General features: G+C 71.8%; 14 protein-coding genes. 4 read left to right on the top strand and 10 right to left on the bottom strand.

Annotated elements, in window-relative coordinates; genetic code table 11:
- Window positions 1–72: 72 nt before the first annotated feature.
- Genes K338_RS0116695 through K338_RS0116685 form a run of 3 tightly spaced genes read right to left on the bottom strand, consistent with a single transcriptional unit; the run spans window position 73 to window position 3,350 of the window.
- Window positions 73–1,236: an ABC transporter permease gene (locus tag K338_RS0116695; RefSeq protein ID WP_027286960.1), complete on the bottom strand. Its 1,164-nt coding sequence runs from the start codon at window positions 1,234–1,236 to the stop codon at window positions 73–75.
- Window positions 1,233–2,393, bottom strand: coding sequence for an ABC transporter permease (locus K338_RS0116690; RefSeq protein ID WP_022919303.1), 1,161 nt, complete (start codon window positions 2,391–2,393; stop codon window positions 1,233–1,235). Before K338_RS0116690 ends, K338_RS0116695 begins: the two co-directional genes overlap by 4 nt.
- A 3-nt stretch (window positions 2,394–2,396) precedes the next feature.
- Complete coding sequence (locus tag K338_RS0116685; RefSeq protein WP_022919302.1) at window positions 2,397–3,350, bottom strand: ABC transporter ATP-binding protein; 954 nt, start codon at window positions 3,348–3,350, stop codon at window positions 2,397–2,399.
- 77 nt (window positions 3,351–3,427) lie between these two features.
- Between K338_RS0116685 and K338_RS23510 the strand changes: the two genes are divergently transcribed.
- Complete coding sequence (locus K338_RS23510) at window positions 3,428–4,177, top strand: NUDIX hydrolase (protein WP_022919301.1); 750 nt, start codon at window positions 3,428–3,430, stop codon at window positions 4,175–4,177.
- Between the two features lie 133 nt (window positions 4,178–4,310).
- On the opposite strand, the gene K338_RS23505 is transcribed toward K338_RS23510, so the two are convergent.
- The 5 genes from K338_RS23505 to K338_RS0116655 all read right to left on the bottom strand — a co-directional run bounded on the left by K338_RS23505 (window position 4,311) and on the right by K338_RS0116655 (window position 10,874).
- Window positions 4,311–4,877 carry a TetR/AcrR family transcriptional regulator gene (locus K338_RS23505; RefSeq protein WP_022919300.1) on the bottom strand — a complete coding sequence of 189 codons (567 nt, stop codon included), beginning with the start codon at window positions 4,875–4,877 and terminating at the stop codon, window positions 4,311–4,313.
- Entirely contained in the window at window positions 4,874–5,485 is a 612-nt protein-coding gene (locus K338_RS0116670) for a hypothetical protein (protein WP_022919299.1), read from the bottom strand. Before K338_RS0116670 ends, K338_RS23505 begins: the two co-directional genes overlap by 4 nt.
- A gap of 340 nt (window positions 5,486–5,825) precedes the next feature.
- Window positions 5,826–6,803, bottom strand: coding sequence for an NAD-dependent epimerase/dehydratase family protein (locus K338_RS0116665; RefSeq protein ID WP_022919298.1), 978 nt, complete (start codon window positions 6,801–6,803; stop codon window positions 5,826–5,828).
- An 85-nt stretch (window positions 6,804–6,888) separates the two neighbouring features.
- A complete protein-coding gene (locus K338_RS23500; RefSeq protein ID WP_022919297.1) occupies window positions 6,889–10,344 on the bottom strand; it encodes a bifunctional proline dehydrogenase/L-glutamate gamma-semialdehyde dehydrogenase in 3,456 nt (1,151 codons plus the stop codon).
- Entirely contained in the window at window positions 10,341–10,874 is a 534-nt protein-coding gene (locus K338_RS0116655; RefSeq protein ID WP_022919296.1) for a Rossmann-fold NAD(P)-binding domain-containing protein, read from the bottom strand. Before K338_RS0116655 ends, K338_RS23500 begins: the two co-directional genes overlap by 4 nt.
- Between K338_RS0116655 and K338_RS23495 the strand changes: the two genes are divergently transcribed.
- Window positions 10,837–11,952 (top strand): hypothetical protein, encoded by a 1,116-nt coding sequence (locus tag K338_RS23495; protein WP_022919295.1) that lies wholly within the window; start codon window positions 10,837–10,839, stop codon window positions 11,950–11,952. The genes K338_RS0116655 and K338_RS23495 overlap by 38 nt on opposite strands.
- Window positions 11,953–12,027: 75 nt before the next feature.
- On the opposite strand, the gene K338_RS23490 is transcribed toward K338_RS23495, so the two are convergent.
- Window positions 12,028–12,582 (bottom strand): TetR/AcrR family transcriptional regulator, encoded by a 555-nt coding sequence (locus K338_RS23490; RefSeq protein WP_022919294.1) that lies wholly within the window; start codon window positions 12,580–12,582, stop codon window positions 12,028–12,030.
- Between the two features lie 102 nt (window positions 12,583–12,684).
- Between K338_RS23490 and K338_RS0116640 the strand changes: the two genes are divergently transcribed.
- Together K338_RS0116640 and K338_RS23485 are read left to right on the top strand one after the other, a co-directional pair.
- Window positions 12,685–13,140, top strand: a complete 456-nt coding sequence (locus K338_RS0116640) for an anthrone oxygenase family protein (RefSeq protein WP_022919293.1) — start codon at window positions 12,685–12,687, stop codon at window positions 13,138–13,140.
- A 60-nt stretch (window positions 13,141–13,200) separates the two neighbouring features.
- Window positions 13,201–13,650: an OsmC family protein gene (locus K338_RS23485; RefSeq protein ID WP_022919292.1), complete on the top strand. Its 450-nt coding sequence runs from the start codon at window positions 13,201–13,203 to the stop codon at window positions 13,648–13,650.
- Here the strand turns inward: K338_RS23485 and K338_RS25310 are convergent.
- Window positions 13,581–13,860 (bottom strand): integrase core domain-containing protein (locus tag K338_RS25310; RefSeq protein ID WP_022919291.1); only part of this gene is annotated, 280 nt, incomplete at its 5' end. The two genes, K338_RS23485 and K338_RS25310, sit on opposite strands and share 70 nt — an antisense overlap.

Raw genomic sequence — 13,860 nt, 5'->3', positions numbered from 1 at the left:
CTCTCGGCGCCGCGCTCACCACGACCGCACCGCGCGTGGCTCCCCGCCACGCGCGGCCACGTGGCATACCGGCTACAGCGCCCGCGCGATGCTCCGCCGCAGCAGCAGGCTGCCCAGCGCCAGCACCGCTGCTGCGAACCCCGCCAGCACGGCGAGCGACCCGGCGATGTCCACCAGGGTGCCACCGTGCCGCTGGATCTCGGCGAACGCGCGGTAGCCCCACCCGTGCGGGGTGAGTGAGGCGACGAACTGGAGCGAGGACGGGAACAGCTCTTGCGGCACCATGCAACCGCCGAGCGCCGCGAGCACCAGAGCGAGACCGACGCCGAGCCCGGAGGCCGCTCCCTCGTTGTCGAGCACAGCACCGATGGCCATCGCCGCCCCGGCCGCCACTGTGGAGAACACCGCAACTACCAGCAGGCACAGTGCCACGTTCCCCCACTGCACCCCGAACAACAGCGACGTGCCGGCCATCACGTACGTGCCCTGGAAGAACGCGATCACCCACCGGCCGAGCGCCTGACCGGCCACCACCGAACCAGCCGACACCGGCGCTGCGAGCGTGCGGGCGATCACCCGGTGACGGCGGGCGTCGATGAGCGTGGCCGACCCGGCCAGCGCGGTGAGGAACACGAACAGCAGCACCTGGGAGGAGGCGCCCACGTCGAACCCAGTCACCCCGGCGAACGCCTGGCTGACATCGTCCACGTCGACGACGTCCACGCGTGCTGGCGGCACCTGCCCCTCCCCGTCCCACCAGGCGTCCTGCGCCAGGTCCGGGTCCACTCCGGACTGCACCAGCGCCGCCACACCCGCCTGCTCCCGGTCGAGCTCGGCAACTGCGGACTGCACCTGCTGCGCCACAGCCGAGGAGCCGCTGGTCGAGGCGAGCACCAGGTCGAGCTGCACCGGGTCCCCAGCGTCGAACGCGGCCGCAGCGGCGTCGTCGATGAACACTGCGGCATCGGCACGTCCGCGCGCGAGCGTCTCGCGCGCCTGCCCGGCCTCGCCCACGTCGACCGTCACGTCCCGGGCGTCCAGCTCCGCAGCGATGCGCTGACCCAGGGTGCTGGATTCGTCGGTGAGCACCACCCGCCCACTGCCGGCTCCACCACCGAACTGGGCGCCGATCACCACCACGAGCATCAGCGGGAACACGAACGTGAAGAAGATGTTCGACCGGTCGCGCAGGAACCGGCGCAGCTCCACCAGGGCCACCGCCCATGCCGCCCTCATGCCGCCACCCCCCGGTTCGGGATCAGCCGGGACAGCAGCAGGCACACCGCCGCGAACCCGAGCATGATCGCCACCGGCAGCCCGATCGCGTCCAGACCCCCACCGCCGGAGGTGATCCCCAGCCCGCGGGTGAACGCCGCGATCGGGTTCAGGTCGACGATCGTGCCGACCAGACCGGTCGCGGTGATCGGGAAGAACGCTCCGCCGGACATGCCCAGCACCAGCGCGATGATCGACTGCACCACGTTCGCCTGCTCGGCGGTCCGCGCCAGGCGCACCACCACGAACGTGAGCGAGGTCGCCGCCAGCACCGCCGCGACCACCAGCACCGCTACAGCAGGCACAGCCCCGAAGTCCACGTCGAACAGCACGGACCCGACGGTCAGCAGCACCCCGGTGGCAACCACGCCGAGCACGAACGCGGTGAGCGCCTTGGCGGCCACGATCGTCGACGAACGCACCGGCATCGACCGCAGCCGCACCAGGGTCCCTTCCTCCCGCTCGGCGATCAGGCCGAGCACCCCGAACCCCACTGTGAACATCAGGAACAGCCCAGCCTGCCCGGCGATCAGCATGCCGCCGGTGCTCAGCTGCTCCGATGATGCCTCGCCCTGGGTCAGCTGCACCTGCGCCTGCGCATCGAGCACCTGCTGGGCGAGCTGGCTCGCCCGGTCTGGTTCCAGACCCGCCGCACCGGCCGCGACAGCGGCGACCGAGGCGCCTCGGAGCTGCTCCACCACGCCCTGCGCCACGGTGACCAGCACCTGCCCGGACAAGCCTGCGCCGTCGCCCATGACGAACTGCACCGGCGCAGGTTCACCCGAGGTGAGCGCTGCGGTGAATCCCGAGGGGACCACCATGCCCAGGTCGGCCGACCCCGCTCCCACGTCGGCATGCGGATCGTCGCTGTCGGTCACTGTGACGTCCACGATGCCGGTGCTGGCGAGCGCATCGACAACCACCCCGGCGAGCTGGTCGTCGGCGTCGGAGGACACCGCCAGGTCCACCGGCTCCAGGTCACCCTCGCTCACCCCGCCGAGGAGCAGGTTGAGCACGGTCATCAGCGCCAGCGGCACTGCGAGCGAGAAGATCAGCACGGACTTGTCCCGCAGCCGGCGGCGCAGGTCCACCGCGGTCATCGTCAGCAACGCGCGCATGAGCTAGTCCCGCAGCTCCTTGCCGGTCAGGTGCAGGAAGACCTGCTCCAGGTCGGGCCGGGTGATCTCCACGTCGGAGAGCTCCAGGTGGGCCGAGGCGGCGGTCACGATCGCGGCCAGGTGCACTGGCGCGTCCGCCACTGCGCAGACCAGCCCGCCGCCGACCGGGTCCACCCGCTGCACCCCGGGTACCTGCTGCAGCGCGTCGGTCGCGGCGGTGAGGTCTCCGGTGCCGTCCATCCGCACCTGGTCGAGCTCGCCGACCAGGTGGATCAGCTCGTCACGGGTGCCCTCGGCCTGGACCCGGCCGGAGTCGATGATGCCGATCCGGTCACAGAGCCGCTCGGCCTCCTCCATGTAGTGCGTGGTGTAGAGCACCGCCATGCCTTCGCCGGAGAGCGCTTCGACCGACTCCAGGATCGCGTTCCGGGACTGCGGGTCCACGCCGACCGTCGGCTCGTCCAGGATGAGCAGCGCGGGCCGGTGCAGCAGTCCGGCGGCGATGTTCAGCCGGCGCTTCATCCCGCCGGAGTACTCCTTGACCGGGTCCTTGGCCCGGTCGGCGAGCCCGACCACCTCGAGCACCTCGTCCACCCGGGCGCGCAGCTCCTTGCCACGCAGGTTCTGCAGCGCCCCGAAGTAGTTGAGGTTCTCCCGGCCCTTCAGGTCCGGGTAGAGCGCGAGGTCCTGCGGCACCAGCCCGAGCCGGGACCGGATCTTCGTGTGCCGCGGTCCCATCGGCTCCCCGCACAGCTGGACAGTGCCGGAGTCCGGCTCGAGCAGCCCGGCGATCATCGAGATCGTGGTGGTCTTGCCGGCGCCGTTCGGGCCGAGCAGTCCGTAGGTCTCCCCGGGCGCGATCCGCAGCGACACCCCGGCCACGGCCTGCAGGTCGCCGAAGGAACGGGTCACGTCCTGCACCTGCACGACGTCCGTACTGGTCCCGTCCTGCCCCATCACCTGCCCGATCTGTGGAAGTCAACGTTGCCCGCGGAGAATCCTACCCAGGGCTGCGGGCCGCGTAGGCTCGGGGCGTGCCGCACCCTGCCCGTGACGACCTCCTCGCCCTCGCCGAGCGGGCGCTGAGCGGGACCTTCGAGGAGCTGGCCGGCCCGCACTCCTACGACGCGGCCACCGCCATCGACTACCGGCAGGCCGCGGTGCTGGCCCTGTTCACGCCCGTGCAGCAGGAGGGCCAGCACGACGGCGCAGCCCGTCCGGGTGATCAGTCCTCCCCCGCCGTAGGGCGCCATCAGGCGGACCTCTTCCTGGTGCAGCGCTCTCCGCTGCTGCGGCACCACCCGGGACAGATCGCCTTGCCGGGCGGCTCCCTCGAGGCCGGCGACGACGGCCCAGTGGCCGCCGCGCTGCGGGAGACGCAGGAGGAGACCGGGATTCCGGCCGGCCAGGTCGAGGTGCTCGGGGCGCTGCCGCCGGTGCTGGTGCCGATCAGCGAGTTCGTGGTCACGCCGGTGCTGGCCTGGGCGCCATCGGTGGAGCCGGAGGCGCCACTGGACACCTCCGAGGTGCTGCACACGTTGCGGGTGGGCGTGGACGATCTGCTCGACCCCCGAGCGCGGGCGACGGTCTGGATCGGCGGTCACGGCTCCAGCGGCTTCCGGCTGCCCAGCGGCTGGGTGTGGGGGTTCACCGGCAACCTGCTGGACCACCTGTTCACCCAGCTCGGCTGGGCCCGGGAGTGGGACCCGGCGGTGCGGCACACGATGAGCTGGGACGAGGCCCGCGGGGCGCAGCTGCTCGGGCACGTCCCCTCCCCGGAGTGAGGTGCCGCTGCGACCGCGGCGGTGAGCGGCGCTGCCACCGCGGCGGTGAGCGGCGCTGCCACCGCGGCTCTGAGCGGCGGCGGTACCCGGGGAGTGACCGACGGCCGGAACAGCGCCGTGACCAGCCACAGGCTCAGTGCTCGGCCGCGAGCAGCTCATCCAGCCGGCGGTGGGCGATTCGGCCCGCCTGCTCCGGGCTGATCCTGCCGCCCTCGGCGACGATGCTCACCGCGAGGCCGTCCAGCAGCGCGAGCAGCTCGGTCGCGGAGTCCTCGGCGGTGGCGACCGGGGCGCCCGCGGCCGGCAGCAGCAGCCGCAGCACCGAGCGCGTGCGGCCCCACAGGTCGGCATAGGCGCGCTGCGCATCGTCGTCCACCGTGGCCCGCGCGGCCAGCGCCAGCCAGATCCGGGCCACCGTGCTGTCGGCCGTACCCGGCAGCAGATAGTCGACCAGGGTGTGCAGCCGTTCGGCCGGGTCGTCGATGTGCTCCAGCTGGCCGTACTGCTGCTGCGTGCCGGCCGCGATCGAGGACATCGCGGCAGTGAGCATCTCGGCCTTGGTCGGGAAGTGGTGCTGCACGGCCCCCAGCGAGACCCCGGCCCGAGCGGCGACCGCGCGCACGCTCAGTCCCTCGAAACCGGCGTCGGCGACGATCGCGATCACCGCCTCGATGATCCCGTCTCTCGCGCTCGTGCTCATCGGCTCCCACTCCCGCGATGGCCCTGGTACAGGCGCCATGCTGCCACCCCAGCCCGGCGCGCCAGGTCCGTCGGCTCCGGCCGGCGGTCACTCGCGCCGGCTCGGCCCGGCCGGTGCGCGACCGCCGCGACCGCCAGCAGCAGGATCCCGACGCCGAGCAGCGCCGCTTCCACTGCCTCGATGACGAAGCCCAGCACCATCTCCAGTCCGTCATGGCCGGGTACGGGCACGTCGAGCCCGCGGGCGGCCACACCGAGCACGGCGAGCAGCAGACCGCCAGCGATCCACCCGAGTGGAGCCCGCTGCTCGGCCCGGTCCACCAGGGCCGCGGCCACCAGCAGCGCTGCGCCCAGCACCAGCAGCCCGAAGCGTGCCCATGCCCACCGGTCGAGCTGTTCGAGCATCTCCGACATGCCGCCGCCCGAGCTCATCGCTGCCACCAGGCTCGCCCGTTCGCTGATCAGACCGACGGCCGTAGCGAGGGCGGCCACGAGGCTGCCCGCCAGCCCGAGGAGGAACGCCGAGCGGGACCGGGTGCGGTAGAGCACCAGCAGCACGACCGCCGCGAGGGGTGCGAGCAGACCGAGCAGCTCGATGATGCGCAACATGGGATCCCCAATACGTTCGACTTGTTCGACAGTTACGATCGTATTGGTTCAGCGGCGTGCTGACAACCCCTGCCCCCGATAGCGCGCTTGCCGCCGGGCGGCGCACTGCGTGCCGGGCCCGGCACTCGCCGCCCGGAAAAGCCCTCGCCCGGCAGGGCAGGGTAAAGCCCTCGCCCGGCGGTGCACTTGCCCGCCCGGCGGTGCGCTTGCCCGCCCGGCGGCACACTTGCTGCCCCACGGCGCGCTCGCTGTCCTAGCGGAATGCTCGCCCCGGTGAGGTGTCGCCGCCCCGGTGAGGTCCGCCGTCGGACCGCGCACCCGGATGATCGGTGGCGCCGGCTCAGACCCGGCGGACCACCTCGTCGAAGACCGACTCCAAGTGCGGGTCGCTGCCCTGGCGGGCCGGGTCGGCGAGGTACCAGTCCAGGCTCTCCTGCAGTCCTTCCTCCAGCGTGGCGGTAGGCGCGAACGCGGGCACGAGGCTGCGGATCTTGCTGTTGTCCAGCACGAAGGAGTAGGCCTTGTCCCCGAGGAGAGAGTCGCCCAGGCGCTGGTCGACGGCGGCGATGACCTCCGCCGGCGCGTGCACCAGGTGCGCAGGTACCCCGAGCAGACCGGCCAGCGCCTGGTAGATCTCGTTCCAGGTCGGCGCGAGGTCCGAGGTGATGTGGAATGCCTCGCCGATCGCTTCGGCCCGGCCGAACAGCCCGACAAAACCGATGGCGAAGTCCGCGGCGCGGGTGATGGTCCACAGCGTGGTGCCGTCGCCGACCACCACCACCGGCGCCCCGCGGCGTAGCCGCTCCACGTCGGTCCAGCTGCCCGGTGTGGGCACCCGGGTGCGGTCGAAGGTGGCCGACGGGCGCACCACGGTCACCGGGAAGCCGCGCTCCGCGTGCGCCCGGAGCAGCAGGGCCTCGCTGTCGGCCTTGTCCCGGGAGTACTGCCAGTAGGGGTTGTCCAGCGGGGTCTCCTCGGTGACCGGCAGATGCTGGGGCGGGGTCTGGTAGGCAGACGCCGAGGAGATGTACACGTACTGGCCGGTGCGGCCGGTGTACAGCTCCACCGCAGTCGCGGCGTGCTCCGGGTTGAAGGAGATGAAGTCGGCGACCACGTCGAACTGCGCATCACCGAGCGCTGCACGGACCGCGGCGGGGTCGCGCACGTCGGCATGCACCGAGCGCACCTCCTCCAGCAGCGTCCGCAGGCTCGAGGTGCCGCGGTTGAGCACGGTCACGTCCCAGCCCTGCTCGAGTGCCAACGGCACGCACGCCGCGCTGATCTGGCCGGTGCCTCCGACGAACAGCACACTGGACATGGGTCGGCTCCTCTCCATCCGCCGGCGGCGGTCAGGTCGAACCTACCCCCGGCGAGTCGGGAAGGGCAGCCGGTGCACTCGGTAGTCAGTGCCGGTCGGTGGTCAGGTGGCCGAACCGGTGCATGGTGCGGGAGATCGCCTGCTCGCGCAGCACGCAGAGCAGCTCGCGGCGACCGGAGGCGAGCACCTCCCCGGTCAGCGGGGTGACCTCGGCGCGCTCGTCCGCGGCCGCCTCCCACAGCCCGGGCACCTCGCCGACCACGCGCAGCCGGCCGGTGACGTCCCCGGTAGCGAGGCGGGCGCAGAACTCCTCGTCGGTCTCCGTGCCCCAGCCCAGGTCGATGACCTTCGCCTGCAGCAGCTCCTCGGCAGCCGTGGCCACCGCCGGGTGCAGACTGACCTCCACCGGCACACCGGCGCAGGCCGCGGCGAGCACCATCCGGCCCACCTCCACGGGCAGCGCGTCCGCGCCGGCCCGCACGGCCAGCAGCGGCACCGGCTGGTACCGGAAGATGTTCGCCTCGGCACGCAGCCCGGTGAGGTCCTGCTCACCGCGGAAGTGCTCGTCGCGCGCCCAGGCGTCGCTGGCCACGGCGGCGCGCAGCCACTCCGCCTGGGCCGGGTCGGCGGCAAGGCGCACGTAGGTGTCCAGCAGCTCGGCCACCCGAGCGCCCACCATGCCCTGGCCGCTGGGGCGTTCCCGGGTGGTCCAGGTGCCCAGCTGGGACACGTAGTTCGGTCCACCGGCCTTGGCGCCGGGACCGACCGAGGACCGCTTCCAGCCGCCGAAGGACTGGCGTTGCACGATCGCCCCGGTGATGTGCCGGTTGACGTAGGCGTTACCGACCTCCACATGCGCCAGCCAGTGCCGGATCTCATCCTCGTCCAGGCTGTGCAGACCACCGGTCAGTCCGTATGCGGTGGCGTTCTGCCACTCGATCGCCTGCTCCAGGGTCTCGGCAGTCATGATGCCGAGCACCGGTCCGAAGTACTCGGTCAGGTGGAACGGAGAGCCGGGCCAGACCCCTTCTTTCATCCCGGGGGACCAGAGCCGGCCGGTCTGGTCCAGCTGGCGTGGCTGCACCAGCCAGGTCTCCCCCGGTTCCAGGCGGGTCAGCGCCGTGTGCAGCTTGCCCTGCGGCGGCTCGATCACCGGTCCCATCGTCACCGCCAGGTCGGTGGGCCAGCCGACTCGCAGTGAGCTCACCGCGTCGATGAGCTGGCGGCGGAACCGCTCCGAGGTGGCCACTGAGCCCACCAGGATGAGCAGCGAGGCGGCCGAGCACTTCTGCCCGGCATGCCCGAAGGCGCTGCGCACCGCATCGGCCACCGCCAGGTCGTAGTCCGCGCTCGGGGTGACGATCAGCGCGTTCTTCCCGGAAGTCTCCGCGAGGACACCGGGACCGCCGGGGTGCTCAGCGCGCCAGGAGGAGAACATCCGGGAGGTCTCGTAGGCGCCGGTGAGGATGACCCGGTCGACGTCCGGGTGGGCGACCAGCCGCTGCCCGGCGCCCTGCTCCTCGGCGCGCACGATCTGCAGCGTCTCGGCCGGTACGTCGTGGGCGGCCATCGCCGCATGGACGGCGGCTACGGCCACCTCGGAGCAGCCGGGCACTGGCGGTGCCGGTTTGATCACCACAGCAGCCCCTGCGGCCAGGGCGGCGAGCATGCCACCGGTCGGGATCGCCACGGGGAAGTTCCATGGCGGGGTGACCAGCACTACTGACGCCGGGGTGAAGGTGAGACCCTCGGCCCGCTCGATCTGCTCCAGCTCTTCGGCGCGGTCGGCGTAGTACCGGGCGAAGTCGATCGCCTCGGAGACCTCTGGGTCGGCTTCGGCCACAGTCTTGCCGCCTTCGTGGCTCATCGCGGTGATCAGCTCACCGCGGCGGGCCTCGAGCTCGTCGGAGACGGTGCGCAGCACTGCCGCCCGCTCGGCTGCGGGCCGGGCGGCCCAGCCGGTGGCGGCCTGCTGTGCGGTGGCGATGACGTGGTCGACGTCCTCCGCACCGGCCAGCAGCGGCGAGGTCAGCTCCCGGGCGGGGGCAGACACCCATGCCCGGGCTGCCTCGCGCACCGCCGGCAGCGCTGGGTCGGAGTCGGTGGTGTTCTGGAACGTCGGCGGGGTGCCTGGCCGCTCGGTGGAACGCCGCGGCTCAGCACTGAGCGTGGCGGCGGCCGTCACGCTCGCCCGGAACCGCGCTTCCTGCTCGACCATCGGCGCGCTGCCCACGTCGTCTCCCTCGTGCGGAGCGAACATGGCGTGCACGAAGTTCTCCGGTGCGGCGTTCTCCTCCAGCCGGCGCACCAGGTAGGAGACGGCCACGTCGAAGTCCTTGGGTGCCACGACCGGGGTGTAGAGGATCAGTGGTCCGTGGGTGTCCACGTCGGCGGCCACTGCACGCGCCTGCGCCGGTGCCATCCCTTGCAGCATCTCCACGTCCATCGCCGGGCTCACGCCGCGGGCCGTAGCCAGCTGGTAGGCCAGTGCCAGGTCGAACAGGTTGTGCGAGGCCACGCCGGTGCGCACTGCAGCGGCCACCTCGGGCCGGAGCAGCAGGTCGAGCATCCGCACGTAGTTCGCGTCCACGTCCGCCTTGGTGGGGTACGGCGCCTGCGCCCAGCCGTGGATCTCCGCCTCCACCTTCTCCATCGCCAGGTTGGCGCCCTTGACCAGCCGGATCTTGATCGGTGCGCCACCGCGAGCCACCCGCTGCTGGGCGAACGCGGTGAGCCGCTGCAGCGCCGCCACCGAGTCCGGCAGGTAGGCCTGCAGCACGAGGCCCGTCTGAAGGTTCGCGAACTCCGCCTCGGAGCAGATCGCCTCGAACACGGCCACTGTCAGGTCGAGGTCCTTGTACTCCTCCATGTCCAGGTTCACGAAGGCGGCTGGTGTTCGTGCGGCAGCGGTGCGGTACAGCGGTCGGAGCCGGTCCAGCACCCGGGCTACGTTCGCCTGCACGTCCCAGTGGGACAGCTGGGAGACCAGCGAGGAGACCTTGATGGAGACGTAGTCCACGTCCGGGCGGTCCAGCAGGGCGCGGGTTCGCTCGGCGCGGGCGGCGGCCTCGCTCTCCCCGAGCACCGCTTCACCGAGGAGGTTGATGTTCAGCCGGCGCCCGTCCGCCTTGGCGTGCGCCAGGTGGGTGGCCAGCGCTGGGTCCTCGGCGTCCACCACCAGGTGCCCGACCAGCTGCCGCAGCCGGCGCCGCGCCAGCGGCACCACCACGGACGGTGCCAGCCGGGAGACCGAGGCACCTAGACCGAGCAGCGCGCGGTCGACCGGGGAGAGAAAGCCGCTGGCCGCCGAGGCGGAGAGCCGGGCCAGCTCACGTGCGGCCACGTGCAGGTCCTCCGGCCGAGCCACCCGGTCCACGAACCGCACCGCCAGGTCCAGCCCCTCCGGGTCGGCCACCAGCGCGGCCAACCGACGGGTGGTGCGGGACTCGGCACTGGTGGTGGACTGTGCGGTCGCGGCGGCCCACCGGTGCGCCAGCTGTACGGCGGGCTCGACGACAGAGGCGATCGTCGCAGATGTCATGCCCCCATCTTGCGCCGACGGACGGCCCGGCGTCTCGTCGGATCGCCGCGGGGCCGCCACCCGGTGCGCGCCGCCGTCGTCTGGAAGCTGGAGCTGCCACCGTGGGCGAGGACCACGTGCCGGCGCCCGTCCAGGATGTGCTTGAGCACGTTCCACTCCCGTGGGTTGCGGGCATAGCGGCCGTGGATCGCCCCCTGGGCGTCGGTGTACACGGCCGCACTGGAGATCACGACGGCGGAGCCCAGGTCGGCCGACCCGGTCACCACCCGCTGGGCATCGCTGGCGTCGTAGCCGATGCAGTCCACCAGCAGGTCCGCACCCTCGCCGAGCGCTCGGGCCAGGTCCTCGGGGTCGGCCAGGTCACCGCGCACCTCGGTGACCCCGGCGGCACTCAGCGCACCGGCGAGCGGGCGGGTGCCGCGGTGCAGATGGGGAGAAGGACCCGCTGCCGCGAGCAGAACCAGGGTGCACGGGGCCCATACAGTGGTCGCCGTGACCACCACCGAGCAGATCGCCGCCTGCGAGCGCACCTTCCGGCGCTACGGGTTGCCGCTGCTGGTGCACGGCCACAGCGCCCGCCGGGACATCTTCGGCCGGGCCGCCCCGTTCCTGGTGGTGGTCCTGCTCCTGGAGGCGATGGCCACAGTGCAGCTGTCCTGGCCGTGGTGGCTGAACCTGCTGGCCGTGCTGGGGGTGATGCTCGCGCTCGGCGCCTCCTATGCGGGCCTGAACGTGCTGCGCGGGCGGCGCTGGTCCACCCTGCCGCAGGACGTCGGCGGACCGGAGCTGGTGTTCTTCGTGCTGGCGCCGGCGGTGCTGCCGCTGCTGTTCGGTGGTCAGTGGCTCACCGGAGCGGTGAACGCGCTGGTGAACATCATGATCCTGCTGCTGGTCTGGGCGGTCGTCGGCTACGGGCTGGCCGCCACCCTCTGGTGGGGGATGAGCCGGGTGGGCACCGAGCTGGGCGCCTCGCTGGTGCGGCTGATCCGGTTCCTGCCGCTGCTGCTGATCTTCTCCATCGCGCTGTTCTACAACGCTGAGGTCTGGCAGGTGTTCGACCACACCCCCGGCGTCTCGGACGTGATCCTGGGTATCTTCTTCGCGGCGCTGATCCTGCTCATCTTGTCCATGCGGCTGCGCGCGGAGACCCAGGAGCTGCTCACCCGGGCGGAGGCGCAGCAGGATCCCGGTACGCAGCTGCCGCCACTGAGTCGCGCGCAGGAGCTGAACGTGACCGCGATGGTCGGGGCGAACCAGCTGCTGCAGGTGATCGTGGTCAGCGTGGGGGTGGGGGTGTTCTTCTTCGCTCTGGGGGTCCTCACCATCACTCCCGGGGTGTTGCAGGAGTGGGGCATCGACGGCGGCACCTGGCAGGTGGACCTGACGTTCTGGGGCGAGACGCTGCAGATCAGCCAGACGTTGCTGCGGGTCTCGGTGGCGCTGGCTACGTTCACCGGCCTGTACTACGCGATCTCGGTGCTCACCGATGCGGTGTACCGATCGGACTTCGTGGACGAGATGGTCACCAAGATGGCCGACGTCACCGCCCACCGGGTCATCTACCACCAGCTGCTGGACCGCCAGACCGAAACAGCCCCCCACCCCTAACCCCATCGGCGAACGCTCTGCTCTGCGGCTCCCGGCCGGCGTGTCGCCGCAAAGGCGAGCGTTCGCGAAGGGGGGTCAGCTGAAGAGCCGGGCGATCTCTGCGATCCGCTCCTCGCGCTGCGCTGCCGGCAGCCGGCCGTCCCGTTCCAGCACCGCCACCCCGTGCAGCATGCTCCAGAACAGCTCCGCGCGGGTGTCGGCCCCCGGCCCTCGCCCGAGCACGGCCACCAGTGCGTCGAACCCTCGGCGCAGCTCCGGCGGTGTCTGCGCGCTGGCAAACCGGTTCAGCGAGGGCATCTCGAACATCGCGGTGTACAGGCCCGCGTGCTCGCGCGCGAAGGCGAGGTAGGCACGGGCGGTCTGGGCGAGCGCATCGGGGTCATCGGCACCGGCGACCAGCTCCTCGAGCTGGGCAAACCCGCTGCGCGCCACCGCCGCGATGATCTCCGGGCGCCCCCTCGGGAAGTGCTGGTAGAGCACGGGCTGGCTGTAGCCGATCGCGGCAGCGAGCCGGCGCACCGTCACTGCCGACCAGCCCTCGGTCTCGGCGATGGTGCGGGCCGCGGCCACGATCGCGGCCTCGCGATCGGCGGGTGCCGCCGTCGACCTGGTCCGTGCTGGCGTCTTCACACCCTCAGCCTAGCAACGCTAGATTCGTCTGCAGCACTACCTAGCACCGCTAGGTGCGATGTAGCGACGCGACGTAGCACTGCTGGATCCGAGGAGGACGTCATGCTTGAGCTCATCACCGGTGCCACGATCGTCGTGGCCGGCCTGCTCGTCGGCGTCGAGCTGTGCGTGGCCGTGCTGGTCCACCCGGTCGCCGACCGCCTTCCCCCCGCTGGCGCGCTGACCTTCCGCAGCCTGGCTGCACGCCGGCTCGGTGCCGTCATGCCGCCGTGGTACATCGCCACGGTCACGCTCGCCGTGGTGCTGACCGTGCTGCTGCGCTCGACGGCGGCCGGCGGGCTCAGCGGCGTCGCCGCCGCACTGTTCCTCGCCACCGTGGTGCTCTCGGTGACCGTGCTGGTGCCGATCAACAACCGGGTCAAGGCGTGGTCCCAGGGCGACCATCCCGCCGACTGGCGCCGCCAGGTGCGACGCTGGGACCGCTGGCACCTGCTCCGGGTGCTGCTCTGCCTCGGCGGGCTGGTGCTGCTGGCGACGGCGGCGCTCACCACCGCCTGACACACCCCGCCACCGGCTGACAGCGTGGGAAGGATCTGTCCACCGTGGGAAGATCGGCGGATGGACCACACCGCCACGCCCGAACCCACACCGGCACGTCCCGCTGCCCCCGAGACCGGCCCCGACGTGGTGCGCGTCGAGCGCACCGGCACCCGCCACTACGTCGCCACCAACTCCCGCGGAGCGCAGGTGCAGATCGGCGGCGAGGAGACCGACGGCGCATTCACCCCCGGAGAGCTGCTCGCCATCGCGCTGGGCGCCTGCAACGTGATGACCGCAGACTTCCCGCTGTCGCGCAGGCTAGGCGAGGACTTCACCGCGAGCGCCAGCGTCGGCCGAACCAAGCTCGTCGCGGAGAACCGGTACACGGCTGCCGACGTGGACCTCGTCCTGGGCCCGGAGGCTGCCGACCGGCTGGCCGACCTAGATGTACTCGGCCATCAGGTTGGTGACACTCGGCTGAGGGGCGGGAGGCCGCCGAGTGCGCTGTGGCGGCGTTCAGTGTTGTAGGTGTGCAGCCAGGGTGCAAGGGCGTCGCGGCGGGCTTGGTTGCTGGTGAAGACGTGGCGGTAGGCCCACTCGGTCTGCAGGGTGCGGTTGAACCGCTCGACCTTGCCGTTCTGCCAGGGGCAATGGGGCTTGATGAACTTCTGCTTCGCACCCAGATCGGCCAGGGCCTTGTGGACGTCGCGGCCGTGGCGGTAGGCGAAGGCGTTGTCG

It is taken from the genome of Ruania albidiflava DSM 18029, assembly GCF_000421225.1.
Classification (GTDB): Bacteria; Actinomycetota; Actinomycetes; order Actinomycetales; family Beutenbergiaceae; genus Ruania; species Ruania albidiflava.
The sequence above is the reverse complement of the archived record's forward strand: the minus strand, read 5'-3'. Positions and strand labels throughout refer to the sequence as shown.